Here is a 25,538-nt window from a genome sequence, read left to right on the forward strand (position 1 = left end):
AAGGGCCCGCGATAAAAAGCGCGAGTCTGCGGGAATAAAAGTCCGCGAAAGCGTGCAGAAGAATGATGCGGACTTGCGAACCACCACACCAAACCGGCGCATCGGCGGGATTTGCGCCCTGCCGCCATTTACGCACCCGCGCCACCGTGATGGCGGCTGCGACCGCGCCGGTCACCGCGTCCATGCCGGCAAGCCATCACCCCCGCCGCGCTTTTTGTTGGACGGCTTCGCCTCAGGTTTGGGGTTCAAAGCAAAATTCCCCCAAGGCGGCCAAGGCGTTGCCGCCCGAATCACGTTTTGGTGGAAAGTTTGGCGGTTCGCGGGACTCACCCTGAACGATTCGCTAACATCGGCGTTGGTGATCGTCGGGCAGATGCAGACACTACGAAGGCAGAGTCGGGAGCCGCACCATGACGACGGCCAAAGCAGCGCCAGAGGCTGTCTCGTTCGACGAGCAAATCAAGCATGCCCGTGAACTCGTCGTCGAAGGGCATCGTCTGCTTTACGTTGCCAATCGCGATCTCAAGGCCGGGCGCAACGTCGTCCGGCGCACGCAGCAGCTTCTCGCCGACACTGAAAGCGTATTCAACGCCAAGCGCCGCCTTCAGGCCGATACCGGATCGACCGGGCTTGCCGGCACGCCGCCGGCCTCGATCGCCTCGCCCGCCAGCAGGCAAAGATCCTCCCTGTAGCGTCCCGCCACGATCTGGACGCCGACTGGCACGCGGCCGACCAGACCGGTCGAGACCGTCAGGCCCGGCATGCCGATGAACGGCAGCGCAATCTGCGGCATCTGCGCCCGAAGCACGCGGTGCAGCGAGGCGTCGCCCTTGAGATCGAGCTGCCATTCAAAGGGCAGTTCGCCGCAGGGCGGCATCACGATCACGGCATAGGTCTCGAAGAACATCTCCCACGCACGCACCAGCGTCGCGCGTCGGGTCAGCAGTTTTGAGAACGCCGCGAGATCGAGCGCGCGCGCGACCGATTCCTGGTCACGCAGAACGGCCAGCGCGCCGGGATCGCCCTCGCGCTCGGCCATGTCCCGCAGCGCGTCATAGCCGTCCGACAGCCACAGCTTCATCTGCATATCCGCAGCTTCTTCAAACGGCGGAATTTCGGTGATCTCCTCGACGGTCCAGCCAGCGCGCGCCAGCCGCTTGCCGGCGTCGGCAACGGCATCGCTGACCTCTTTCACAGTCTCCAGACCATCCGGACGCAGGCAGATCGCCGCACGCTTCTCGCGGCTTGGGCCTTCCAGCGGCGCCGGCACCCACCAGGGATCGCGCGGATCGCGTTTCGACATGGCATGAAACGCCAGCCGCACATCGCCGACGGTCCGGGCCAGAGGCCCCGAAACCGCAGTGATCTGCGGGCCGATCGGCCGCTCGGGCGACGACGCGTTGAAGGCCGGGATACGCCCGATGGTCGGCCGCAGGCCATGGACCCCGCAGGCATAGGCCGGATAGCGGATCGATCCGGCGATGTCGGTGCCATGGGCGATGTGCCCGATGCCAGCCGTTACCGCCGCCGCCGCGCCGCCGGAGGAGCCGCCGGGCGTGATCGAGGGATCGCGCGGGTTTCGCGTTTCGCCGTGCAACAAATTTGTGGTGAACCACCTGGCCGAAAAGGCCGGCGTGTTGGTGCGCCCGACAATCACCGCCCCCGCCTTGCGCAGGTTATCGACCACCGGGTTGTTGGTCCGCGCCACAAGGTCACGCTGCAGGGTCAAACCGTTCGTGGTAGCGAATCCGGCCTGATCGACGTTGACCTTGACGGTGATGGGTACACCGGCCAGCGGCCCGGCATCCGCCCCTTTCGCAATTGCGGCATCGACGGCATCGGCCTGCGCCAGCGTCTCGTCCGGGCGATGATCGATCACGGCGTTGATGGCCGGATTGACGGCATTCAGGCGCGCGATGGCGGCGGAGGCGGCCTCCCGTGCCGAAAGCTTTTTGGACCTGATCTGCGACGCAAGTTCAGTAGCCGAGAGACGCCAGATGTCGTTCATTGCAATTCCTGTCCAACCGCCGTTGCTGCTTGAATATCGTGGCCGTTATAGTAGCGGCGAAACGCCCCCGCTCAATGGCCACTCGTTCTTTTCCGGATTTGAGGCCAGGCCGCCGCTCGGGCGTCGTGGCCGTATTGAATGCAACCAGGATTTCGATCATGAAGACGATCATTATTACCGCCATCGCAGGGATTTTTCTGGGCACAACCGGCATCGCCAGCGCCGCCGACCCCGGCGACAAGGTCAAGGTTTCGATTGAGAAATGGCGCAAGCCCGGCTCCAACAACGCCGGCACGGCCGATATCACCATCACCAACGACAATGACTTCGCCGTGAAGGACATTCGCGTGAAATGCGATTACATGTCCAAGACCGGCGGCCGAAAGATCGAAACCGAACAGAGGCTGGCTTTGACGGTCAAGGCGAAGACCACCAAGCTGTTCAAGAAGACCAAATTCCCGTTCATCGATCAGGAAACCGCCGAAGGATCTTGCAAGGTCACCGGCGCGGTGCAGGGGTAATTTCTAACGTCATTGCGAGCGAAGCGAAGCAATCCATCTTTGGCTAGAGTGAAGACATGGCTTGCTTCGTCGCCATAGCGCGTCAAAGACGCGCGTAGACGCGCTAATGGCTCCTCGCAATGACGAGGCTACGCCCGCGCCGGGCTTTCCTTCTTGCCGCTGAAGCTTGCGAAGATCCGGTCGATCACCGGCCAGAACAGCAATGTGATCGCCAGCGTCGTGATCGTGCCGACAAGGCCGTTCGACCAGAACACCTTCACGCTGCCGCCCGAGCCGATCATCGCAAGACGGAACGCATCTTCCGCGCGGCTGCCGAGCACCAGCGCCAGCGTGAACGGCGCCAGCGGAATGCCGATCTTCTTGAACACATAGCCGACGACGCCGAACAACAGCATCAGCCAGATGTCGAACATCGCGTTCTGGATCGCGTAGGCGCCGATCGCGCAGGACACCACGATCATTGGCGCAATCGCCGCGAACGGCACCCGCAGGATCGAGGCGAAAATGGGAACGGTGGTCAGCACCAGCACGAGGCCGACGACGTTGCCGAGATACATCGACGCGATCAGGCCCCAGACGAAATCCTTGTGCTCCACGAACAGCAGCGGGCCGGGATTGAGGCCCCACACCATCAGGCCGCCGAGCAGGATCGCCGCGGTGCCCGAGCCCGGAATGCCGAGCGCGAGCATCGGCAGCAGCGCGGCGGTGCCCGAGGCATGCGCGGCGGTCTCGGGCGCGAACACGCCCTCGATGCGGCCCTTGCCGAAGGATTCCTTGTCCTTGGAAAAGCGCTTGGCGAGATTGTAGCCCATGAAGGACGCGGCGATCGCGCCGCCCGGCGTGATGCCGAGCCAGCAGCCGATCACGGACGAACGAACCAGCGTCGCCCAGTACTTCGGCAGATCTTTCCAGACGTTCCAGACTGTCCGCAGGCTGATGCGCGCCGCATGGCCGCGCAGCGCCAGCCGCTCTTCCATGGTGAGCAGGATTTCGCTGATACCGAACAGACCGATCACCGCGACAAGGAAGTTCACGCCGCGCAGCAAATCGTTCGAGCCGAACGTCATGCGCAACTGCCCCGACACCGTGTCGAGACCGACGCCGGCGAGCAGCAGCCCGAGCGCCATGGAGATGACGGTCTTGTGCTTGGCCTCGCGGCCGAGGCCGACGAACGAACAGAAGGTCAGAAGGTAGACCGCGAAGAATTCCGGCGGGCCGAATTTGAGTGCAAAACCCGCAATGCTCGGCGCGAGAAACGTGATCAGCATCACTGCGACCAGCGAGCCGATGAAGGATGACGTGAACGCCGCCGTCAGCGCTTCAGCGGCCTTGCCCTGCTGCGCCATCGGATAGCCGTCGAAGGTGGTCGCGACCGACCAGGCTTCGCCCGGAATGTTGAACAGGATCGAGGTGATCGCGCCGCCGAACAGAGCGCCCCAATAGATGCACGACAGCATCACGATGGCGGATGTCGGGTCCATCGAGAACGTGAGCGGCAGCAGGATGGCGACGCCGTTGGGCCCGCCGAGGCCGGGAAGCACGCCCACGAAGATGCCGAGCACCAGCCCGACCATCATCAGCGCGAGAATCTTCCAGGTGAAGAGAACCGCGAAACCGTGAAACAAGAGGCCGAGTGCTTCCATGATCCTGTCCCCGGTTCTGGCTTAGCGTCCGAAGGCCGCTTCGAGCGGACCCTTCGGCATGATGACGTCGAACGCGATATCGAACGTCGCGAACATGATAGCGACGAAGATGAAGGCGGTGAGCAGCGACTTCCACCACGCGATCTTGCCGATGATCGCCATGAAGCCGGCGATCAGCAGGAAGCTCGCGACATACAGGCCGAGCCACTGCATCGCGAGGCAGAACAGCAGCGTCGGCACGAAGACCTGCAGCACGCGGCGGAACTGCGCGCGGGTGACGAAAGTTTCCAGTCCCTCGGTGCGCTTGATCGCAACGCTGACAAATCCGTAGAGCGCCGCGCCGCCGAGGATGACCGAGAGATAGAACGGGAAATAACCGGCCTGCGGACCCGTGTCGTCCCACGACGCACCGGTTCGCCAGTTGTCCCATCCAAGCAACACGGCGAGCCCGAGCAGCAGCGCCATCACCGCCATCTCGACCGTGCGATTGTTGGTGATCGCGGGCGAGTTCTCGTCCGGCGCGTTCGGATCTTCAACGACGATTTCGATGTCTTGGGCCATGATGCATTCGCTGTCTTGAACCCCTCCCCGCGTGCGGGGAGAGGCCGAACCGCACATGCGGCTCGGGTGAAGGACAAATCTGGAGCAAACGATAAACAGCCTCCCATCCCGTGGGATGAGAGGCGCTTGTTTTACTTCGCGACGAAGCCTGCTTCAGTCATGAGCGACTTGTTCAGGGCATCGTCCTCTTCAAGGAATTTGAGCATGTCCTTGCCGTTGAGATAGACGGGCTTCAGCGCCTGCTTCTCCATGTATTCCTTGTATTCGGTAGTCTGCGTCACCTTCTTGAACAGGTCGTCGTAGAAGGCGACCTGCTCGGGCGTCACCTTGCCGGGAAGGAACATCGCGCGCAGCATCAGGTACTGCATGTCGAGGCCTTCTTCCTTGCAGGTCGGAATGTCATTCCACGATTGCGTCTCGGTGACCTTGGTCTTGTAGGAAATGCGCTCGCTGTCGAACACGCAAAGCGCGCGCACCTGACCGGCGCGCCAGACTTCGAGATTTTCCGACGGATTGTTGACGTTGGCTTCGGTGTGGTTGCCGACGAGCTGGGTCGCAGCCTCGCCGCCCGACTTGTAAGGCAGATAGGAGAACTTCGCGCCGGTCTTCTTTTCCATGAAGACGGTGAGCACGTGGTCTTCACGCTTCGAGCCGGTGCCGCCCATCTTGAACGGGGAGCTTGAGGCCTTCGCAGCTTCAATGAATTCCTTCACGGTCTTCGGGCCCGAGGTGTTGTCCCACAGCACGAACTGGTCCATCGCGATCACCGAGACCGGCGTCAGCTCGCGCCAGTTGAACGGAATCTTCGCCGACAGCGGCAGCATGTAGATCAGCGAATAGGCGATCAGCACCTTGTTGGGATCGCCGTCGCTGCCCTTCATATACATCAGGGCTTCGGCGCCCGACGCGCCGCCCTTCAGCGACACGATGACCGGCTGCTTCATCAGGTTGTTCTTCTGGATCGCAGCCTGCATCATACGCGCCATCTGGTCGGATGCGCCGCCAGCGCCTGCCGCGACCACGATCTCGACCGGCTTGGCCGGCTCCCACGCCAGAGCCGGCGTCGCCGCCAGAAGCGCAAGCACACTTGTCGCCTTGATGAGATTCTTCATGCGGTCTCTCCCTATCGCTTTTGTGAAGCCCGGCGTGCGCCGGACCTTGTTTGGTTTCCGCTATCCTGCGGATTTTGAATTCAAATCACCGGCGCCGCCAACGCGGCGTTACGCCACTGCCGTCTTCGCCTGCGAGGCCTTCGCATCGCGTCCGGTCAAAACGCTCATCGCGGACATCACGCCGCCTGCGCGATGCGGCACCTTCGCAAGATCGAGCGCCATCTCGACGCCGGCCAGCGTGCCCATCAGCATCAGGTCGTTGAAGTGTCCGAGATGGCCTATGCGGAACACCTTGCCCTTGATCTTGCTGAGGCCCGCGCCGAGCGACATGTCGAAGTTGTCCAGCGTGACCTTGCGGAACTGGTCGGCGTCGTGCCCCTCCGGCATCACCACCGCGGTCAGGATCGGCGAGTATTCGCGCGGATCGAGACAGAGATTTTCCAGACCCCAGGTCTCCACCGCCGCCCGTGTCGCCGCCGAATAGCGCTTGTGACGGGCGAACACATTGTCCAGGCCTTCCTCCATCAGCATCGCGATGGCTTCCTTGAGGCCATAGAGCATGTTGGTCGCGGGCGTGTAGGACCACGAACCGCCCTTGTTGGCCGCGATGATCTCGTGCCAGTCCCAATAGGACCGCAGCGAGCTGTTCTTCTTCGAGGCTTCCAGCGCCTTGTCGGACACGGCGTTGAAGCCGAGACCCGGCGGCAACATCAGACCCTTCTGCGAGCAGGACACGGTGACGTCCACACCCCACTTGTCGTGCTCGTAATCGATCGAGCCGAGCGACGAAATGGTGTCGACCATCAGCAGCGCCGGATGTTTCGCAGCGTCGATGGCCTTGCGGATCTCGTGAATGCGGCTGGTGACGCCGGTGGAGGTCTCGTTGTGGACCACCATCACGGCCTTGAAGCTGTGGGCCTTATCCTTCGACAGCCGCGCCTCGATGTCCTCAGGGCTCGCGCCGTGGCGCCAGTCACCCGGCACGAATTCGACTTCGAGCTTCAGCTTGTCGGCCATCGCGCGCCACAGCGTCGCGAAGTGGCCGGTCTCCACCATCAGCACCTTGTCGCCGGGCGACAGCGTATTGACGATGGCGGCTTCCCACGCCCCGGTGCCGGACGACGGATAGATGATGACGGGGTTTTTGGTCTTGAAGACCTTTTTCGAGCCTTCGATGACCTCAAGGCCGAGCTGGGCGAATTCAGGACCGCGATGATCGATGGTCGGCATGTCCATCGCGCGCAGCACGCGATCGGGAACGTTGGTCGGCCCCGGAATCTGGAGAAAGTGCCGCCCGGTGTGGACTGAGGCGTTGGACATCGGATCGCCGCTCCCTAAAGACCTTGTTGACATTTTTGCATGCAATAAATTGTGCATCGCAAGATTTTCTTGAAACGGATTGTATTCAAAATTTTCTTCCTGACAACAGATAAATCGAGTACTAATCCATTTATCGATGCAAAGCGTGCGTAGCTGGCCGATTTCGAATAAAATTCAGCACGTCACCTTCTCGGAGGCTGTGGATTTTGAATAATCTTTTGCGAACCAAGTCGCTGGAAATCGTCGAGACCACGCCGGCCTCACTGCATGATGACCTCCTGAGCCAGATCCGCGACTTTATTGTCGAGGGGCATCTGGAGCCGGGCAGCCGCATTCCCGAGCGCGAATTGTGCGAGAAGTTCGATGTCTCGCGCACGCCGCTGCGCGAAGCGCTCAAGGTGCTGGCGTCGGAAGGCCTGATCGAACTGCTGCCCAATCGCGGTGCGCGGGTCCGCCAGTTCTCCGAACAGGACATCCGCCATCTGTTCGAACTGATCGCCGGGCTCGATGCCCTCGCCGGCCGCGCGGCCTGCGAGCGGATTTCCGACGAGGACATCGCCGCCATCGAGCGCATGCATCTGGAAATGTACACCCACTATATGCGCCAGGAGCTGACCGACTATTTCCGCCTGAACCAGAAGATCCATCAGGCCATCGTCGATGCCGCGGCGAATCCGTTCCTGAGTTCGAACTACGCCACCGCGAACGCCATGGTCCGACGCCTGCGCTACTCGGCCAATCTTCTGCGGCGCGACCGGCTCAGCGACGCCATGCGCGAGCACGAGGCCATGGTCGATGCCCTGCGCCGCCGCAACGGCGATGAACTCAGCAAGCTGATGTTCGACCACATGCGAGGTAAGTGCGACGCCGTATGCGAATACATGCGCGAGCAGCAGCCGAGCGGCCGCGGGGCCGATGTCTCTGCGCTGCGCGGCGAGGAAAATTGACGTTCCTGCTCGTCATTGCGGGCGAAGCGACGAAGGCAGACAAACTCCCTCTCCCCGTCGGGGAGAGGGCTGGGGTGAGGGGATCTAGATGCCTGAATCGAAATTCGAACCCCCTCACCCGGCGCTTCGCGCCGACCTCTCCCCTCGGGGAGAGGTGAAGAAAAGCAAGCTCGCTTCGCTCGCAATGACAATTAACATCGAGAGCACTTGAGACACATGGCTCAACAGAAAGCCGCAACGGGAAACGCCACCGCGCAGGACAGCGCCCTCGCCCTGCGTCTCAGGCGCGAGGTCAGCGGTGACATTCTGTTCAATCCGTTCGATCTCGGCCGCTACGCCACCGACGCGTCGTTCTACCAGATCAAGCCGCTCGGTGTGGTTGTGCCCCGTACCATGGACGACGCGTTACGTGCGATGGCGATTGCGCGTGACGACGGATACATCGTCACGCCGCGCGGCGGCGGCACCTCGCAATGCGGCCAGACCGTCAACAGCGGCATTGTGGTCGATGTCTCGAAGTACCTGAACAAGATCATCTCGCTCGATGTCGAGAAGCGAACCTGCGTGGTCGAGCCTGGGATCGTGCTCGACGATCTCAACCGGCAACTGAAGAAACACGGACTGTGGTTTCCGGTCGATGTCTCCACCGCCTCGCGTGCCACCATCGGCGGCATGGCCGGCAACAATTCCTGCGGCGGACGCTCGCTGCGCTACGGCACCATGCGCGACAACACCATCTCGATGGACGCGGCGCTGGCCGATGGCACCCTGCTGCATTTCGGCGAAGTACCGCGCGACATGGCCTGGCAGAACACCGAAATGCCCGGCCGCGACCTGTTTCGTGACATGCTGGCGCTCGGTGAGCGTGAGGCCGCTGAAATCGCGGCACGCTTCCCGCATGTGCAGCGGCGGGTCGGCGGCTACAACCTCGATGCGCTGACGCCGCAGCCGGTCAACAACATGGCGCATCTGCTGGTCGGCTCCGAAGGCACGCTCGCCTTCACCACCCGCGTCGAACTCAAGCTGTGGCCGCTGATCGGCGCGAAGGTGTTCGGAGTCTGCCACTTCGGCAGCTTCTATGAAGCAATGGACGCCACGCAGCATCTGGTGAAGCTGAAACCGATCGCGGTTGAACTGGTGGACAGCACCATGGTCGCGCTCGGCCGCGATATCGCGATGTTCCGGCCAACCATTGAAGCGGTGGTGAAGGGAGAGCCGGAAGCACTGCTGGTGGTGGAATTCGCAGAAGCGGATCAGGCGGCGAACCTCGCCAAGCTCAAGCAGCTCGGCGACCTGATGGGAGATCTCGGCTTCGGCTGGGACCAGCCGAAACGCAAGTGGGGCGGCGTGGTCGAAGTGATCGAACCTGCGATGCAGGCGGCGATCACCGATTTCCGCACCTCCGGCCTCAACGTCATGATGTCGATGAAGCAGGAGGGAAAACCTGTTTCTTTCGTGGAGGACTGCGCGGTGCCGCTGCCGCATCTCGCCGATTACACCGAGCGGCTCAACAAGGTTTTCGAGAAACATGGCACGCGCGGCACCATGTACGCCCACGCCTCCGAGGGCTGCCTGCATGTCCGCCCCGTGCTCAATCTCAAGCTCGACAAGGACGTCAAGGCGATGCGTGCCATCGCCGAGGAAGCCTTTGCGATGGTGCGCGAGTATAAAGGCTCGCATTCCGGTGAACACGGCGACGGCATTGTGCGCTCCGAATTCCACGCGCAGATGTTCGGCGAGCGGATCATTCACGCCTTCGAGGAGGTGAAAGAGCGCTTCGACCCCGACAACACGCTCAATCCCGGCAAGATCGTGCATCCGCCGAAGATGGATGACCGTTCGCTGTTCCGTTATGCACCCGGCTACAAGGTCGAGAACATCAAGACGGTGATGGACTGGTCGGCGTATCCCGGCGCGGCGGGCGGTTTCCAGGGCGCGGTCGAGATGTGCAACAACAACGGCGCGTGCCGCAAGCTGGAGGGCGGCGTGATGTGCCCGTCCTATCGCGCGACGCGTAACGAGAAGGATGTCACGCGAGGGCGTGCGAATACGCTGCGCCTTGCGATCTCCGGACAGCTCGGCCCCGACGCGCTGTCGTCTGATGCGATGATGGACACGATGAAGCTTTGCGTGTCCTGCAAGGCCTGCCGCCACGAATGCCCGACCGGCGTCGACATGGCGAAAATGAAAATCGAGGTGCTGGCGGCGCGCGCGGCGACACACGGTCTGACCCTGCGCGACCGGCTGGTCGGTTACCTCCCCCACTATGCCGGACTCGCCTCGCGTTTCCCGTGGCTCGCCAACCTGCGTAACCGCAGCGGCATTCTCCGCACCCTGTTCGAGAGAATCGCCGGCATCAGTGCGAAACGCGATCTGCCGGAATTCCGCAGCGATGTGTTCGCGCCGGGCGGAACTGCATTCGGCCCGGACAATGGCCCCGAGGTGGTGCTGTTTGCCGACACCTTCAACCGCGCCTATGAGCGCGAGAATCTCGATGCCGCGCTGCGCGTTCTTGTCGACGGTGGCTATCGCGTTCACCTGCCCCGCGCGATCGATGGCGGACGGCCGTTGTGCTGCGGCCGCACCTTCCTGTCTGCTGGACTGGTCGAGAATGCAAAAGCCGAACTCAAGCGCGTGGTGGAAACGCTGATCCCGTTCGCCGAGCGCGGGGTTCCCATCGTCGGCCTCGAGCCGAGCTGTCTTCTGACGCTGCGCGATGAACTACTGTCGCTGCGCTCTGACGAAGCTGCGAAAAAGGTCAGCGCCCATGCGCTGCTGTTCGAGGAATTCCTCGTGCGCGAGGCTGAAACCGGCCAGCTCAGGCTGCCGCTTGGCGCTATCGACAAGAGCGCGCATGTGCACGGCCATTGCCACCAGAAATCGTTCGGGGCGTTCGCGCCGGTGGAGAAGATTCTGCGGCTGGTGCCCAGCCTGAAGGTCGAGAAGATCGAGTCGAGCTGTTGCGGCATGGCCGGTGCCTTCGGCTATGCCGCGGACACTTATGATGTGTCGATCGAGATGGCAGAAGCCTCCCTGCTCCCCGCTGTGCGCAAGGCAGCCGATGACGCACTGATTGTGGCCGACGGCACATCCTGCCGCCACCAGATCAAGGACGGTTCAGGCCGCGGGGCGCTGCATGTCGCGCGGGTGCTGGCGATGAGCCTGAACAGCAACGTCAAGACCGGCGTCACGGCCGAAGGCGGGGGACACCGCTGATCTAAACAACTCACGCGAAAACAAAGGGAGGGAAACCAATGAAAATGAGCACGCTTCTCGGATTGATTGCCGCAACCTCTGTTTCGACCCAAATCTTTTCCACTCACACCATGGCCGCTGAGGAACAAGTGCTGAAGGAACTCGCCCCCACCGGCAAGCTGCGCGTCGGCCTTGCCTATGCCCCGTCGCCCACGCCGATCTTCGTTGCCAGGGACGGAGCCAACGTCAGCGGCCCCGCGTTCGACATCGGCAATGCTCTGGCCAAAAAGCTCGGCGTTCCGGTCGAACTTCATGTCACTGCGACCACCGGCGAACTCACAGAAGCAGGCAGCGCAGGCACCATCGACATCGGATTCATGCCCGCCGACGAGGCGCGCAGGCAGAAGCTCGATTTCAGCCCGCCCTACTTCGTGATCGAAAGCACATTCATAACCACCGCCGCTTCCGGCATCAAAACGATGAGCGAGATCGACAAGCCTGGGATCAAGCTCGTCGGCATCGATGGCTCGACCACCATGCGGGCGGCGGCCCGAACTCTGAAGCAAGCCACCATCACACCGGCAAAGTCGGTGGACGATGCCATGGCCATGATGAAGGCCGGCGATGTGCAGGGCTTCGCCCTGACCCACGACTCTCTGCCAAAGCTGCAGAAGCAGCTTCCAGGCTCCGTGATTCTGGACGGCGCATTTCAGACCGTAGGGGTCGCCATCGGCATCCAGAAGAACAAGCCCGCCGCCCTCGCTTATGTGAAAGAATTCGTCGACGAGGCCAAAAGGGACGGCACCGTCCGCAAGGCGTTCGACAGTGCGGGCCTGCAGTCACTCGCCATAGCCCCTTAACCCGTCGCCGCACGCATGACACATCACCGGCACGAGGCTTGATCGCTATCCAGCCTCGTGCTCAAAGACCCGAGATTATTTCGTTTGAAGGACCAATCATGACGACTTTGACGCTCGACGTTGCCCGCAAGATTTCCGATGCCGCCCTCGCCAAGTGCCGGGAACTGAAACTGAAGCCGATGGCCATCGCGATCCTCGATGCGCGCGGCGCGCTCAAGACGTTCGTGGCGGAAGACAATACCAGCCTGCTGCGCGGCGAAGTCGCCCATGGCAAGGCGTACGGCGCGCTGGCGCTGGGCATGGGTTCGCGCGCGATCTTCAAGCGCGCCAACGAGCAGCCCTATTTCGTCGACGCCATCAACACCATGGCGCGCGGCGCGCTGGTGCCGGTGCCTGGCGGCGTCCTCATCAATGACAAGGACGGCAACCTGCTCGGCGCCATCGGCATCAGCGGCGACACCTCCGACAACGACGAAACCGCGGCCCTCGCCGGCATCGCCGCCGCAGGCCTGGTCGGCAACGCCGGGTAATCTCTTCGGAGAAATCGATGACGTTTCCGCGCGCCTCGTCCGCCCTTTCGCGCTTCACGGTTCTGGATCTCACCCGGATTCGTTCCGGGCCGACCGCCGTGCGCCAATTGTCGGACTGGGGCGCGAACGTCATCAAGATCGAGGCGCCGACCGACCTCGCCGACAGCGAGCAGCCGGGCGGGCCGCGCAACGGCCCGGACTTCCAGAACCTGCATCGCAACAAGCGCGCGATGACGCTCAACCTGAAAGACCCGAAAGGTCTTGAGGTATTCAAGCGCCTCGCCGCGAAGGCCGACGTCATCGTCGAGAACTTCCGTCCCGACGTGAAGGACAAGCTCGGCATCGATTACGCAAGCATGCGCGCGATCAATCCGCGCCTCGTCTATGCCAGCATCTCCGGCTTCGGGCAGGACGGCCCTTATGCCAAACGCCCCGGCTTCGACCAGATCGCCCAGGGCATGGGCGGGCTGATGTCGATCACCGGACTGCCGGGACAAGGCCCGGTACGTGCCGGGATTCCTGTCGCCGACCTCACGGCAGGACTCTTCTGCGCGCTCGGCATCATGACCGCGCTGCTGGAGCGCGATGTTTCCGGCGAAGGCCAGTGGGTGCAGACATCGCTGCTGCAGGCGCAGATCTTCATGCTCGATTTCCAGGCCGCACGATGGCTGGTGGACGGCGACGTGCCGCAGCAGGCCGGCAACAATCATCCGACCAGCATTCCGACCGGCGTGTTCAAGACCAGCGACAGTTTCATCAATATCGCCACCACCGGCGGGCGAATCTGGGAGCGCTTCGCGCAGGCCATCGACGCGCCGGATCTGCTGACGCATCCCGACTACGCGACCATCGCGCTGCGTTCAAAGAACCGCGATGCGCTGAACGCCGCGATCGGAACCTACATGGCGAAGCGCACGACCGGCGAATGGGTCAAGGTTCTCAACGATGCCGGCGTGCCGTGCGGACCGATCTACTCCATCGATCAGGTCTTCGATGACACGCAGGTCAAGCATCTCGGCATCGCGCAAGCCTTGCCCGATGGCGGCAAGCAGCTCGTCGGCCAGCCCTTCACGCTGTCGCGCACGCCGAGCCGCATGGCTGCGCGCCCGCCACTCGTTGGCGAGCAGACACATGACGTGCTGACGGAATTCGGTTTCAGTGAACAGGAGATCGCCTCGCTCCAAATGAGCAAGGTCGTCTGAATTTTAAGGATACGCTCATGGCTTCGACCGACAAGGTGATCTCGCGCAAGGACGGCAACGTCGGTTACGTGATCTTCAACAATCCCGAACGGCGCAATGCCATGTCGCTGGAGATGTGGGAAGCCACCACACGGCTGATGAGCGAATACGCAAAAGACGACAGCATCCGCGTCGTCGTGCTCGCGGGCGCGGGCGACAAGGCGTTCGTCGCGGGCGCGGACATCTCCAAGTTCGGCGATGAGCGCTCGACCGAGGAAGGCGTCCGGAAATACAACGACGCGGTGGAAGCCGCTTATGCCAGCGTCCATGAATTTCCAAAACCCACCATCGCGATGATCCGCGGCTTCTGCGTCGGCGGCGGCATGGGCATCGCAAGCTGCTGCGACCTGCGCATCTGCTCCGAAGATGCGCGCTTTGCCGTTCCCGCCGCCAAGCTCGGCCTCGGCTACGGCTATCCCGGCGTAAAGCGGCTGATGGACGTCGTTGGCCCCTCCTTCACCAAGGAAATCTTCTTTACGGCGCGGCTGTTCGAGGCCATGGAAGCGGTCGAGATGGGCCTCGTGAACCGCATCGTCGAAAATGACGAACTCGAATTCTACGTCAAGAACTACGCCGCCACGATCGCCGCCAATGCGCCGCTGACGGTGGACTCGATCAAGTTCATTGTCGGCGAAGCCTGCAAGGACGAACTCAAGCGCGACATGAAGCGCTGCGAGGACCTTGTTGATGCGTGCTTCAAGAGCGAAGACTACAAGGAAGGCCGCGCCGCTTTCATGGAAAAGCGCAAGCCGGTGTTCAAGGGGCGTTGAGCGCGAAAACTTATTCGCTTCTCATTTGCAGTCGGTCGGTAAAGCCGTCATTGCGAGCGAAGCGAAGCAATCCATCCTTAGATTAGCTGGATTGCTTCGTCGCTTCGCTCCTCGCAATGACGGAAAACTCGTCAGGCCCGTCCCCGCGTTTTATCTATCGCGCGCAACGCATCCCTCACCTCCGCCGTCGTCGCGGGCTCGCCGCCTGCATCGCGGACACGCTTCACCGCATCCTTCACCAGTGCTTCATTGGTTCGCGGATTGCCCCAGAGCGCATCCTCAAGCCCGACACGGACGTGACCTCCTCGCACGACCGTGTGCGGGATCAGCGGCGTGATATCGACGCCGAGGCCCGCGATCATCCACGGTGCGCCGGGCGCAACCTCGCTGAGCAGATCCAGATGAATGTCGAGATATTTTTCGCGCGGCGGGAAGCCCCAGGCGAATTCATCCGAGAACATGAAGCGATAGATCGGCGTCGGTGATGGCGGCGCAATCGCCGCCAATGCCCCGCCCAGCCGCGTGAAACCCGGCTCATAGATCGCGTAGCTTGGATGGACATTGTGGGCGCGCGCAATCCGCATGCCCTCCATAATGTCTTCATGCGGATTTGCGTAGACGCCGCCGCGGGCCAGATCGTCAAACCGCGAAATATGCACGGAGCCCGGATCGATCACCGCCCATTCGATCAGGCCGCGCCTTGCCAGCTCCAGCGTATGGCCGAAGCGATTGGTGTTCTGGTCCTGTCCCAGCCCCGGACTCGGAATGGTCGGATAGACGATCACATCCGCCTTGGCGCGGATGCCCTCGATGATCCGCGCATAAATCTCCCAGTCGTCCTTCTGGCGGCCGGTCGTCACATCATAGGCATGGGCATGGATGATCGCGGCACCCGCCTCAGCGCAGGCGATGCCGTCCGCAACGATGTCCTCGACGGCGACGGGAATGCCCGGTTGCTTGGCGCGGGTCCAGGGTCCGTTCAGTGCAGATTCGATCCAGACCTTGGCCATCGTGCTACTTCCCGGTCCAGACCGGCTTGCGCTTCTCGGCGAAGGCCGCGAGGCCTTCCTTCGCATCCTGCGTCATCGCAAGAAGCGCGATCTGCGATTCCGTGTAGGCGATGCCCTGATCGAACGACATCGACGCCATCGCACGCATGGCATACTTGCCGCGGCGGATCGCGGTCGGCGACTTGTCGATGAGACGCGCCACCAGCCATTCAACCTTGGTGTCGAGATCGCCGGCAGGCACCACATGATTGAGCAGCCCGGCATCCTTGGCTTCCGATGCCGTAAACGGCTCGCCGGTGAAACACCATTCGCGCACCAGACGCGGCGGCGCGATCGCCTGCAACAGGCTCAGCACCTGCATCGGGAATACGCCGACCTTCACCTCTGGAAGTCCGAACACGACATTGTCCGCCGCCACCGCCATGTCGGTCATGCACAGAAGCCCGATGCCGCCCGCCATGCAGACGCCGTTGATGCGGGCAATGGTCGGCTTGGTGGCGTTCTGTGCGGTGCGCAGCATGTCGGCATAGGCGAGATTGGGCTGCGACAGATCGAACGCAAAGCCCGCGCCCGGCTGCAAATCGGCGCCCGCGCAAAACGCCTTGTCGCCAGTTCCGGTCAATACGATCACGCGCACGTCATTATCCTCATGCGCGCGGCGGAAACCATCGACAATCCCGGCGATCACCGAGGCATTCAGGGCATTGCGTTTGTCCGGCCGGTTGATCGTGATCCAGAACGCGTGGCCGCGCTTGTCATGCAGAACCGGTGCGTCAGACATGAAAAATCCCCCGAAGTTTTTTCGTCATTGCGAGCGAAACGAAGCAATCCATACTTTCTGAGTCAAGCAAAGCTGGATTGCTTCGTCGCCATAACACGTCGAAGACGCGCGTAAACGCGCCAATGGCTCCTCGCAATGACAGGAGCGGACTCAAGCCGCGTCCTGCACGGCCTCGATCTCAGCGACCACAAACCCGGTGGTCACCTGATCGCCCTCCGCAGCATTCAGCGCCATGAGCTTGCCCGAGACCGGCGCGGCATGGACATGCTGCATCTTCATAGCTTCGAGCACAATTACCGGCGCACCGGCGGCGACAATATCCCCGGCCTTCGCCAGCACCGACACCACCCGCCCGTTCATGGACGCGCGCAGCTTGCCGTCCGATCCAGCGGCACCCGCCTTCATCACGGCCATGTGCGACAGATCGCGCACATGCGACGTGACGCCAGCGAAACTGAAATAGAGATCAGCCCCGACGCGAACGAACCTCGCTGATCCCAGAACGCCGTCGCTGGTAAAATGCACCATATCGCCGTCGCGCGGCCCAAGCGTCAGCGCGTGTTCGAACTCGGCGATGCCGATCTTGAAGACGTCGCCGCGTTCGCGCCGCACCGTCGGTTCGACAACGTGGCCGTCGAGCTCAAAGCGCAGCGGAATAGCATAGACGTGCGCCAGCCCGAGGCCCTGTTGCGCGTGAACAGAACCAATCGCTGAAACATGCACCAGCAGTGCGGCGACTGCCGCATGACGTCCGTCTTCGGATTTCGGCGGCAACAGATCGGCCGAGTGTTCTGCGATGAACGCCGTCGTCGCCTGCCCTACCGCGAAGGCCGGATGGTCCAGACAGCAGGCGAGAAACGACTGGTTGGTGGTGACGCCCAGCGCTGTCATGCGATCGAGGCCGGCGATCAGCTTCCGCCGCGCCTCATCGCGCGTCTTGCCGTGACCGATGACCTTGGCGATCATCGAATCGTAAAATGGTGGAATTTCGCCGCCGGATTCCAGCGCGTCCTCCACGCGTAAATCCGAGGGTGCATGCCAACGCAGCATCTTGCCGGACTGCGGCATGAAATTGTGCGCGGCATCCTCGGCACAGAGCCGCACTTCAATGGCATGGCCGGAGAACGAGACGTCCTCCTGCTGGAGGGGCAACGGCTCACCGCCTGCGACGCGCAACTGCAATTCAACCAGATCGAGCCCGGTGATCGCCTCCGTCACCGGATGCTCGACCTGCAGCCGCGTGTTCATTTCCATGAAGTAGTAATTGCCTGCGTTATCCAGCAGGAACTCCAGCGTGCCGGCGCCCTCGTAGTTGATCGCCTTGACGGCGGCGACGGCGGTCGCGCCCATCCGCGCGCGCAATTCAGGCGACACCGCTGGCGATGGCGCTTCCTCGATCAGCTTCTGGTGCCGGCGCTGCACCGAGCAATCGCGCTCGCCGAGATGGATCGCATTGCCATGACGGTCACCGAACACCTGAATTTCGATGTGACGTGGCTGGACGATGGCACGCTCAAGAATAACCGCCGGATCGCCGAATGCATTCTGCGCTTCCGATCGCGCAGCGCGCAGCGCATCAGGAAATGCGGCGTCGTTCGGCACAAGACGCATGCCGCGTCCGCCGCCACCAGCCACGGCCTTGATCATCACCGGGAAACCAATGCGTTTCGCGGCGGCGAGCATCGCGTCGTCGCTCTGGTCCTCGCCCTGATAGCCGGGAACGCAAGGCACGCCTGCCTTCTGCATAATGTCCTTGGCGCCCGCCTTGTGGCCCATGGCGTGAATCGCCTCGGGCGATGGGCCGATGAACACAAGACCCGCATCGCGGCAGGCTTTTGCGAACTCCGCATTCTCCGCAAGGAAGCCGTAGCCGGGATGCACCGCGTCCGCGCCGCTCGCCTTCGCGGCCGCCACGATGGCGTCGATCCGCAGATAGGATTGCGACGGCTGCGATTCACCGATCCACACCGCCTGATCGGCCTCGCCGACGTGGCGCGCTTTGGCATCGGCGGTGGAATACACCGCGACGGTCTCATAGCCGAGACGCTTTGCGGTGCGCATCACGCGCAGCGCAATCTCGCCGCGGTTAGCAATCAGGATCTTGCGGAAGGGTGTCAGTTTTGCCCCACTCATGGCCGCGCCACCGAGAACTGGACCTGTTGCGGATTGCGCTGTTCCGCTTCGCGGCAGATCGCCAGCACATTTGTCAGCACCGCGCGGGTATCGCGCGGATCGATCACACCATCATCGAGCAGCCGCCCGCTGGTCGCAAACACATCCATCTGCTTTTCGAACACATCGATGATCTGTGCCTTCATCGCCTCCAGTTTCTCCGGCTCCATCGGTTTGCCGCGCCGCGCGGCGGCGGCTTCCGCGACGATCGCCATGGTGCCGGCGGCCTGCTCGCCGCCCATCACCGCCGTCTTGGCGTTGGGCCAGGAGAAGCAGAACCGCGGATGAAAACCGCGCCCGCACATGCCATAGTTGCCCGCGCCGAAAGACGCCCCGCAATAGATCGTGATCTGCGGCACGGTGGCGTTGGTCACGGCCTGAATCATCTTCGAGCCGTGCTTGATCATGCCGGCTTCCTCGTAAGCCTTCCCGACCATGTAGCCTGTGGTGTTGTTGAGATAGAGGATCGGCGTGCGTGACTGGCAGCAGGCCTGAATGAAATGCGTCGCCTTGTTGGCGCCGTTCGGGTCCAGCGGGCCATTATTGGTGATGATCCCGATGGCGTGGCCGTTGATGCGGCCATGTCCGCAGACCGTTGCGGGGCCATAGTTCGCGCCAATCTCGAGAAAATCAGATCCGTCGAGAATGCGCGCGATGATCTGCTTCATATCGACAGGCCGCTTGTGGTCCATCGGCATGATGCCGAGTAATTCTTCAGTGTCGTACAACGGTGCACGCGGCGGCTCGCCGCTCCCTGGCTGCGCACGGTCCCAGTTGAGATCGGCCATGATCTGGCGCGCGATGCCGAGCGCCTCGCGGTCATCTTCCGCCAGATAATCGCCAAGACCGGAAATGCTGGTGTGCATCTCTGCGCCACCCAATTCTTCCTCAGTGGCGATTTCGCCGGTCGCGGCTTTCAGCAGCGGCGGCCCCGCGAGAAACGCGCGGGTGCGCCCACGCACCATCACGATATAATCGGAAAGACCTGTTTGGTACGCACCGCCTGCGGTGGATGAACCGTGAGTCACGGTGATGACCGGGAGGCCTGCCGCCGAGAGCAGAGCAAGGTTTCGGAAGGTCGTGCCGCCGCGAATGAAATCCTCGACACGGTAGCGCATCAGGTTCGCGCCCGCGCTCTCCACAAGCTGAACCGACGGCAGCTTGTTTTCCAGCGCGATCTCCTGCGAGCGCAGCCGCTTGTCGAGACCCATCGGCTGCAGCGATCCCGCCTCGATGCCGGAATCGCTCGCCGTTACCATGCAGCGCACGCCGGACACGAAGCCGATGCCCGCGATGGTGCCGCCGCCGGGAATGCTCTTGTCCGGGTCCGGCGTATCGAGGCAATATCCCGCGAGCGCGGAGAGTTCGAGAAACGGCGCACCCGCATCGAGCAGCAGCGCGATGCGCTCACGCGGCAGCAATTGTCCTCGTTCGTGAAATCGCTTCTTGGACAGTTCGGACGCCGCAACCGTCCGCCCCACCACGGCATTGACCCGCGCGATCAGCGCCAGCATCCCGGCGCGATTGGCCTGATAGCTCTCACCTGTGGGCGAAATGGAATTCTCGATCACCGCCATGGACAATTGACTTTCAGGCCGCTGATGTCGTGTTGAAATGGTCGACAAACTGCTGACGCAACTCGACCTTGCGCAGCTTGCCGGTGGCGGTCATCGGCATCTCGTCCAGAATTCGCACCAGTTTCGGAATCTGGAATCCGCCGAGCGTCTTGCGGCAGTGCTCGATGATGTCCGCCTCACGCACCTGCGCATTGGGCTTGAGTTTGACGAAAGCGGAGACCGCCTCTCCCCATTGCGGATGCGGCAGGCCGACCACCGCCGCGCTCAGTACCTCCGGATGCGCCAGCAGCGTTTCCTCGATCTTCACCGAGGCGACATTCTCGCCGCCGGACTTGATCATGTCCTTCTTGCGGTCGATGAACAGCACCTCGCCATGCTCGTCGATCAGCGCCAGATCGCCGGTGTGATGCCAGCCGAATTTTCGCGCGGCAGCAGTAGCTTCAGGGTCTTTATAATAGCCCATCATCACGTTGGGCCCGCGATGGACGATCTCGCCGACCTGTCCGGGCGGCAGGAGGTTGCCCTCGTCATCCATGATCGCGGTTTCGTTGACGATCATCGACTCGCCCCAGTAGTTACCGAAGCGCGCAAGCTGCCGGTCCGGCTGCGACATGGTGGTCGCCGGATACATTTCGGTCTGCCCGCTCGGCTGCACGAATGTCGGGCAAAGCTCGGCGATACAGCGTTCCAGCAACGGACGCGGCATCGGCGCCATGGTGTAAACGCAGGTGCGCAGGGTTGAGAGATCGAATTCCTTGCGGCGCGGATGATCGAGGATCGCCTGATACATCGCCGGCAGGCCGATGAAGATGGTCAGCCTGTCGCGCTGGATCGCTTCCATGCAGGCGACGGGATCGAACCCGCGCATGATGGCCATCTTCCCACCAACCGACAAATAGGTCAGCAACAGGACATGGGCTGCACAATGAAACAGCGGGAATTGTCCCGAGATGCCGTCATTGCGGTCCAGATGCATCTCGATGGCATTGCTCATCGCCGCCATCACCACCGCGAGATGACAGTGCATCGCGCCCTTCGGCCGCGAGGTCGTGCCTGATGTATAAATGATCATCGCCAGATCGCGGTCGTCGAAGGCGATCTCCGGCTCGATGTCGGACTGTCCCTTGATCAGCTCGTTGAAGCTTTCGAGCCCCTGCTCTTTCGCCTTGCCGGTCAGATCGACCGCGATCAGATCAATGCCACGCTGCTCCAGCGCCGCGCGCCGCTCCGGCTGCGCATGCAGGTTGTCGTCGATCAGCGCGAAGCGAACCTCGGCATGGCCGAGGATGTAATCCATGTCGCCCGGCCCGAGCATGGTGTTGATCGGGACCCAGACCAGACCCGCGCGGTGAATACCGAACAGCGCTTTGACGAATTCGACCGTGTTGTTGCAGATGGTCGAGATCTTGTCGCCGGGTTTCAGGCCGCGCGCGAGAAGATAGTTGGCGAAACGGTTGGCGTCGTGATCGACCTCGGTGAAGGTGACCCGACGCGCCCCGTCGGTCAGCGCGATGCGATCGGGAAATCGTTTGGCGGCGCGCCGCAAAATGTCGCCGACAGCCACGCGCCCGATGCGTCCGGGACCGGGCACACCGCCCGTTGCGGTCAGATCGCTCATGACGTTATCTCCCCGTGTCAGCCTGCGGCGCTTCTTGTCCGCTTCGGCTCAATGCATCAGTTTGAGAATTTTCCGCGCTTCGGCCGGCGATGCGATCTCGCGGCCGACATTACGCGCGCACTTGACGATGCCTTCGATCAACTGCCCGTTCGATGTGACCTTGGTGCCATCGCCAAGATAGAACGTGTCTTCAAGGCCGGTGCGCAGATGGCCGCCCAGTTCGGCGCAGCGCTGGTGCAGCGGCCAGATTTCCTCGCGGCCGATGGCGGTGACGCTCCAGTTGGAGTCCGGCAGTTTCAGCTTGAGCAGGATCGGCAACAATTCGGGATCGGCGGGCATGCCGGAAGCGACCCCCATGACAAAATTGTATTCGAGCGGGCCGGAATACATGCCGTTCTGCTTGTACATCGCCACGCTGCGCACGATGCCGACATCGAAGCATTCGAATTCGGGCAGCGTATTGGTGATCTTCATCACGTCGAGATACTTCTGGATCTTGTCCGGCGGATTATCGAATACATGCGGCGGCCAGGCCCAGGATCCATCGGCCTTCACTTTCAGATAGTTCAGCGAGCCGGCGTTGCAGGCGGCCATTTCCGGCGCGGTTTCGCGCACGCAATCGAGCGCGCCTTGATAGTTCGGGCCGCTGACGCCCGTGGTGTGATTGATGATGACGCCGGGGCACGCCTCGCGGATCGCCTGCTGCACTTCCTTTGACAGGTTCACATCCCACGACGGCATGTGGCCCTTGTCGGGGTCCTGCTGACGCAGATGCATGTGCATCACCGATGCGCCGGCATTGAACGCCGCCTTCGCCTCCCGCGCCATCTCCTCCGGGGTGACCGGGACATGGTGCTGCTTGGGATTGGTCAGCACGCCGTTGAGCGCACAGGTAACGACAGCTTTATCCATTCCGGGTCCTCAGGTTCGATCGCGACGTTGCTCCAAACGGTAAAAGGCGGGGGCTGCCAGCGTCTTGTGAAAACTAGCTGGGCTTGCCACAATTTTCGGGCGCATAATTTCAGAAGACATGGCGGCTTAACGCAAGTCTGCGCCGCGGGAACGGGCCATAAATCTCCGACATGGAGGATGAGAATGGATGCCCCCGAGCGGTTTGCCGAGACGTCGGCCAGCCCCTTTCTGACCCCGGAACATCTGGCGTTCCGCGATATGCTGCGGCGCTTTGTGGCCACCGAAATCGAGCCTTTTGCAGCGCAATGGGACGAGGCCGGGGAATTCCCCCGCGAGCTTTATCTGAAAGCCGCCTCCATCGGCCTGCTTCAGCTTGGCTTCCCTGAAGAATATGGCGGCATCCCTTGCGACCGCTTCATGTCCATGATCGCTGCGCAGGAGCTGGCCCGGGCCGGAGCCGGCGGCGTCAGCGCCAGCCTGAAAAGCCACACCATCGGCGCGCCGCCCATCGTCCATGGCGGCTCCGATGAGTTGAAGGCACGGGTGCTGCCGGACATCCTGGCGGGCAAGAAAATCTCCGCGCTGGCCATCACAGAACCCGGCGGCGGCTCGGATGTGGCCAACCTGCGCACCACCGCGCGTCGCGAAGGCGACCATTACGTGGTCAAGGGCGAGAAGACTTTCATAACATCCGGGATGCGCGCGGACTATTACACCGTGGCAGTGCGCACCGGCGGCGAAGGCGCGGGCGGCGTCAGCCTGTTACTCATCGAGCGCGATACACCCGGTTTTTCGCGCACCCCGCTGAAAAAGATGGGCTGGTGGGCGTCCGACACCGCGACACTGTATTTTGATGATTGCCGCGTGCCCGTCGCCAACCTGATCGGCACCGAGAATGCCGGGTTCAAGCTGATCATGAAGAACTTCAACAGCGAGCGGCTGGGTCTCGCCGCCGGTTGTACCGGATTCGCGCGCGTCTGCGTCGAGGAAGCCATCGCCTATGCCCGCGAGCGCAAGACCTTCGGCAAGCGTCTCGCCGATCATCAGGTGATCCGCCACAAGATCGTGGACATGGCGCAGCGCGTGGCGGCGACGCAGGCGATGCTGGAAATGCTGATCTGGCGGCTGGAACAAGGCGACAATCCCGTGGCCGAGGTCTGCATGTGCAAGAATCAGGCGACACAGACCATGGCTTACTGTGCCTCCGAAGCCGTGCAGATTTTCGGCGGCGCGGGCTTCATGCGCGGCCCCAAGGTCGAGCGCATCTACCGCGAGGTGAAAGTCAACGCCATCGGCGGCGGCACCGAGGAAATCATGAAGGATCTGGCAAGCCGCCAGATGGGGCTTTAGAGCGCGGCCATGAGGATAGAATGCAAGAGCATAGACCTTTCTTCACCTCTCCCGTGGGGAGAGGTCGATGCACGAAGTGCATCGGGTGAGGGCGTACGGTCTCTCGATAGATTCTACGCCCTCACCCCAACCCTCTCCCACGGGAGAGGGAGCCGATCTCGCTTGACGCACAAACCCGCGCAAGCAAATCCATCCAGAAAATGTACGCCAAAAATTAAAGGCATCAGGAAACGCAATGCAGTTCACGCAGGAACACGACGCCATCTGCCGCACCATGCAGCAGTTCATCAAGAACGAGATCAATCCGTTCGTCGATGAATGGGAGCGCGACGGAATCTATCCGGCCCATCAGGTGTTCAAGAAGATGGGCGATCTCGGCCTGCTCGGCCTGTGCAAGCCGGTCGAATACGGCGGCGCGGCTCTCGACTACAGCTATGGCATGGTGATGGCGGAAGAACTCGGCGCGATCAACGCCGGAGGCGTCGGCATGTCGATCGGCGTACAGACCGACATGGCGACACCGGCGCTGGCGCGGTTCGGCTCGGACGAGATGAAGCGCGAATTTCTCGCGCCGTCGATTGCGGGTGACATGGTTGCCTGCATCGGCGTCTCGGAGCCGGGCGCGGGATCGGATGTGGCTTCGATCAAGACCACGGCCCGCTCCGACGGCGACGATTATATCATCAACGGCGGCAAGATGTGGATCACCAACGGCACGCAGGCCGACTGGATGTGCCTGCTCGCCAACACCGGCGATGGCCCGGTTCACCGCAACAAGTCGCTGATCTGCCTGCCGATGAAGACCAAGGGCGTTGAGGTGCTGCGCAAGCTGGACAAGATGGGCATGCACTGCTCGGACACCGCCGAAATCAAATTCACCGACGTGCGCATTCCCAAGCGCAACCGGATCGGCGAGGAAGGCAAGGGCTTCACCTATCAGATGATGCAGTTCCAGGAGGAACGGATGTGGGCGGTTGCCGCGTGCCTGAAGTCTCACGAAAAGACCATCGACGAGACCATCGACTACACGCGTCAGCGCAAAGCATTCGGCAAGCCGCTGCTCGACAATCAGGTGATCCACTTCCGGCTTGCCGAACTGAAGACCGAAGTGGAGTTGCTGCGCTCCCTGCTCTATCGCGCCTGTGAGGAATACATCGCGGGCAATGATGTGACCCCGCTGGCGACGATGGGCAAGCTGAAGGCCGGTCGTCTGGGCCGCGAAATTCCCGACGCCTGCCTGCAATACTGGGGCGGCATGGGCTTTATGAACGAAACCCGCGTCAGCCGCGCCTATCGCGACCGCCGCCTGACCTCCATCGGCGGCGGCGCGGATGAAGTGATGCTCAGCATCCTGTGCAAATACATGGGAACGCTGCCGGAACAGTAAGCGCTTGCATTCAGGCGCCTTCC

21 protein-coding genes are annotated in these 25,538 nt (G+C 62.3%); 10 read left to right on the forward strand and 11 right to left on the reverse strand.

Going from position 1 to position 25,538, the window contains the following annotated elements; translation table 11 throughout:
* Nucleotides 1–410 precede the first annotated feature (410 nt).
* Nucleotides 411–692, forward strand: coding sequence for a hypothetical protein (locus AC1RM7_RS07850; RefSeq protein WP_024920807.1), 282 nt, complete (start codon nucleotides 411–413; stop codon nucleotides 690–692).
* Here the strand turns inward: AC1RM7_RS07850 and AC1RM7_RS07855 are convergent.
* Complete coding sequence (locus AC1RM7_RS07855) at nucleotides 605–2,008, reverse strand: amidase family protein (protein ID WP_024920808.1); 1,404 nt, start codon at nucleotides 2,006–2,008, stop codon at nucleotides 605–607. The two genes, AC1RM7_RS07850 and AC1RM7_RS07855, sit on opposite strands and share 88 nt — an antisense overlap.
* A gap of 158 nt (nucleotides 2,009–2,166) precedes the next feature.
* On the opposite strand from AC1RM7_RS07855, the gene AC1RM7_RS07860 reads away from it, so the two are divergent.
* Nucleotides 2,167–2,529 carry a hypothetical protein gene (locus AC1RM7_RS07860; protein ID WP_024920809.1) on the forward strand — a complete coding sequence of 121 codons (363 nt, stop codon included), beginning with the start codon at nucleotides 2,167–2,169 and terminating at the stop codon, nucleotides 2,527–2,529.
* Between the two features lie 128 nt (nucleotides 2,530–2,657).
* Here the strand turns inward: AC1RM7_RS07860 and AC1RM7_RS07865 are convergent, their stop codons facing one another.
* The 4 genes from AC1RM7_RS07865 to AC1RM7_RS07880 form a co-directional block, all read right to left on the reverse strand.
* Nucleotides 2,658–4,172, reverse strand: a complete 1,515-nt coding sequence (locus AC1RM7_RS07865) for a tripartite tricarboxylate transporter permease (RefSeq protein ID WP_024920810.1) — start codon at nucleotides 4,170–4,172, stop codon at nucleotides 2,658–2,660.
* Nucleotides 4,173–4,193: 21 nt separating this feature from the next.
* Complete coding sequence (locus AC1RM7_RS07870; RefSeq protein WP_006021589.1) at nucleotides 4,194–4,733, reverse strand: tripartite tricarboxylate transporter TctB family protein; 540 nt, start codon at nucleotides 4,731–4,733, stop codon at nucleotides 4,194–4,196.
* Between the two features lie 131 nt (nucleotides 4,734–4,864).
* Complete coding sequence (locus AC1RM7_RS07875) at nucleotides 4,865–5,845, reverse strand: tripartite tricarboxylate transporter substrate binding protein (protein WP_006021590.1); 981 nt, start codon at nucleotides 5,843–5,845, stop codon at nucleotides 4,865–4,867.
* 108 nt (nucleotides 5,846–5,953) lie between these two features.
* Nucleotides 5,954–7,165: a pyridoxal-phosphate-dependent aminotransferase family protein gene (locus tag AC1RM7_RS07880; RefSeq protein WP_024920811.1), complete on the reverse strand. Its 1,212-nt coding sequence runs from the start codon at nucleotides 7,163–7,165 to the stop codon at nucleotides 5,954–5,956.
* A gap of 206 nt (nucleotides 7,166–7,371) precedes the next feature.
* Here AC1RM7_RS07880 and AC1RM7_RS07885 point away from each other — a divergent pair, with 206 nt between their 5' ends.
* From AC1RM7_RS07885 to AC1RM7_RS07910, 6 genes are all read left to right on the forward strand, one after another.
* Nucleotides 7,372–8,112, forward strand: a complete 741-nt coding sequence (locus tag AC1RM7_RS07885; protein ID WP_024920812.1) for a GntR family transcriptional regulator — start codon at nucleotides 7,372–7,374, stop codon at nucleotides 8,110–8,112.
* A gap of 216 nt (nucleotides 8,113–8,328) precedes the next feature.
* A complete protein-coding gene (locus AC1RM7_RS07890; RefSeq protein WP_024920813.1) occupies nucleotides 8,329–11,328 on the forward strand; it encodes an FAD-binding and (Fe-S)-binding domain-containing protein in 3,000 nt (999 codons plus the stop codon).
* 38 nt (nucleotides 11,329–11,366) lie between these two features.
* Entirely contained in the window at nucleotides 11,367–12,167 is an 801-nt protein-coding gene (locus tag AC1RM7_RS07895; RefSeq protein ID WP_024920814.1) for a transporter substrate-binding domain-containing protein, read from the forward strand.
* Nucleotides 12,168–12,265: 98 nt separating this feature from the next.
* Entirely contained in the window at nucleotides 12,266–12,697 is a 432-nt protein-coding gene (locus AC1RM7_RS07900; RefSeq protein WP_006021595.1) for a GlcG/HbpS family heme-binding protein, read from the forward strand.
* Between the two features lie 17 nt (nucleotides 12,698–12,714).
* Complete coding sequence (locus tag AC1RM7_RS07905) at nucleotides 12,715–13,899, forward strand: CaiB/BaiF CoA transferase family protein (RefSeq protein WP_024920815.1); 1,185 nt, start codon at nucleotides 12,715–12,717, stop codon at nucleotides 13,897–13,899.
* A gap of 17 nt (nucleotides 13,900–13,916) precedes the next feature.
* Nucleotides 13,917–14,708 (forward strand): enoyl-CoA hydratase, encoded by a 792-nt coding sequence (locus tag AC1RM7_RS07910; protein WP_024920816.1) that lies wholly within the window; start codon nucleotides 13,917–13,919, stop codon nucleotides 14,706–14,708.
* 131 nt (nucleotides 14,709–14,839) lie between these two features.
* Here the strand turns inward: AC1RM7_RS07910 and AC1RM7_RS07915 are convergent, their stop codons facing one another.
* The 6 genes from AC1RM7_RS07915 to AC1RM7_RS07940 form a co-directional block, all read right to left on the reverse strand.
* The gene (locus AC1RM7_RS07915) at nucleotides 14,840–15,718 is read right to left on the reverse strand and encodes a beta-keto acid cleavage family enzyme (RefSeq protein ID WP_024920817.1); all 879 of its coding nucleotides are present in this window, start codon (nucleotides 15,716–15,718) and stop codon (nucleotides 14,840–14,842) included.
* A 4-nt stretch (nucleotides 15,719–15,722) separates the two neighbouring features.
* A complete protein-coding gene (locus tag AC1RM7_RS07920; protein ID WP_024920818.1) occupies nucleotides 15,723–16,499 on the reverse strand; it encodes an enoyl-CoA hydratase/isomerase family protein in 777 nt (258 codons plus the stop codon).
* Between the two features lie 150 nt (nucleotides 16,500–16,649).
* Nucleotides 16,650–18,632, reverse strand: a complete 1,983-nt coding sequence (locus AC1RM7_RS07925) for an acetyl/propionyl/methylcrotonyl-CoA carboxylase subunit alpha (protein ID WP_024920819.1) — start codon at nucleotides 18,630–18,632, stop codon at nucleotides 16,650–16,652.
* Nucleotides 18,629–20,248 carry an acyl-CoA carboxylase subunit beta gene (locus AC1RM7_RS07930; protein ID WP_024920820.1) on the reverse strand — a complete coding sequence of 540 codons (1,620 nt, stop codon included), beginning with the start codon at nucleotides 20,246–20,248 and terminating at the stop codon, nucleotides 18,629–18,631. Before AC1RM7_RS07930 ends, AC1RM7_RS07925 begins: the two co-directional genes overlap by 4 nt.
* A 13-nt stretch (nucleotides 20,249–20,261) precedes the next feature.
* Nucleotides 20,262–21,866, reverse strand: coding sequence for an AMP-binding protein (locus AC1RM7_RS07935; RefSeq protein ID WP_024920821.1), 1,605 nt, complete (start codon nucleotides 21,864–21,866; stop codon nucleotides 20,262–20,264).
* 48 nt (nucleotides 21,867–21,914) lie between these two features.
* Nucleotides 21,915–22,778, reverse strand: coding sequence for a beta-keto acid cleavage family enzyme (locus AC1RM7_RS07940; protein ID WP_024920822.1), 864 nt, complete (start codon nucleotides 22,776–22,778; stop codon nucleotides 21,915–21,917).
* A 183-nt stretch (nucleotides 22,779–22,961) separates the two neighbouring features.
* Between AC1RM7_RS07940 and AC1RM7_RS07945 the strand changes: the two genes are divergently transcribed.
* Nucleotides 22,962–24,128 (forward strand): acyl-CoA dehydrogenase family protein, encoded by a 1,167-nt coding sequence (locus AC1RM7_RS07945; RefSeq protein ID WP_024920823.1) that lies wholly within the window; start codon nucleotides 22,962–22,964, stop codon nucleotides 24,126–24,128.
* 235 nt (nucleotides 24,129–24,363) lie between these two features.
* Nucleotides 24,364–25,515 carry an acyl-CoA dehydrogenase family protein gene (locus AC1RM7_RS07950; RefSeq protein ID WP_024920824.1) on the forward strand — a complete coding sequence of 384 codons (1,152 nt, stop codon included), beginning with the start codon at nucleotides 24,364–24,366 and terminating at the stop codon, nucleotides 25,513–25,515.
* The last annotated feature ends 23 nt before the right edge of the window (nucleotides 25,516–25,538 follow it).

This window comes from Afipia sp. GW822-FHT03D08, assembly GCF_058801645.1.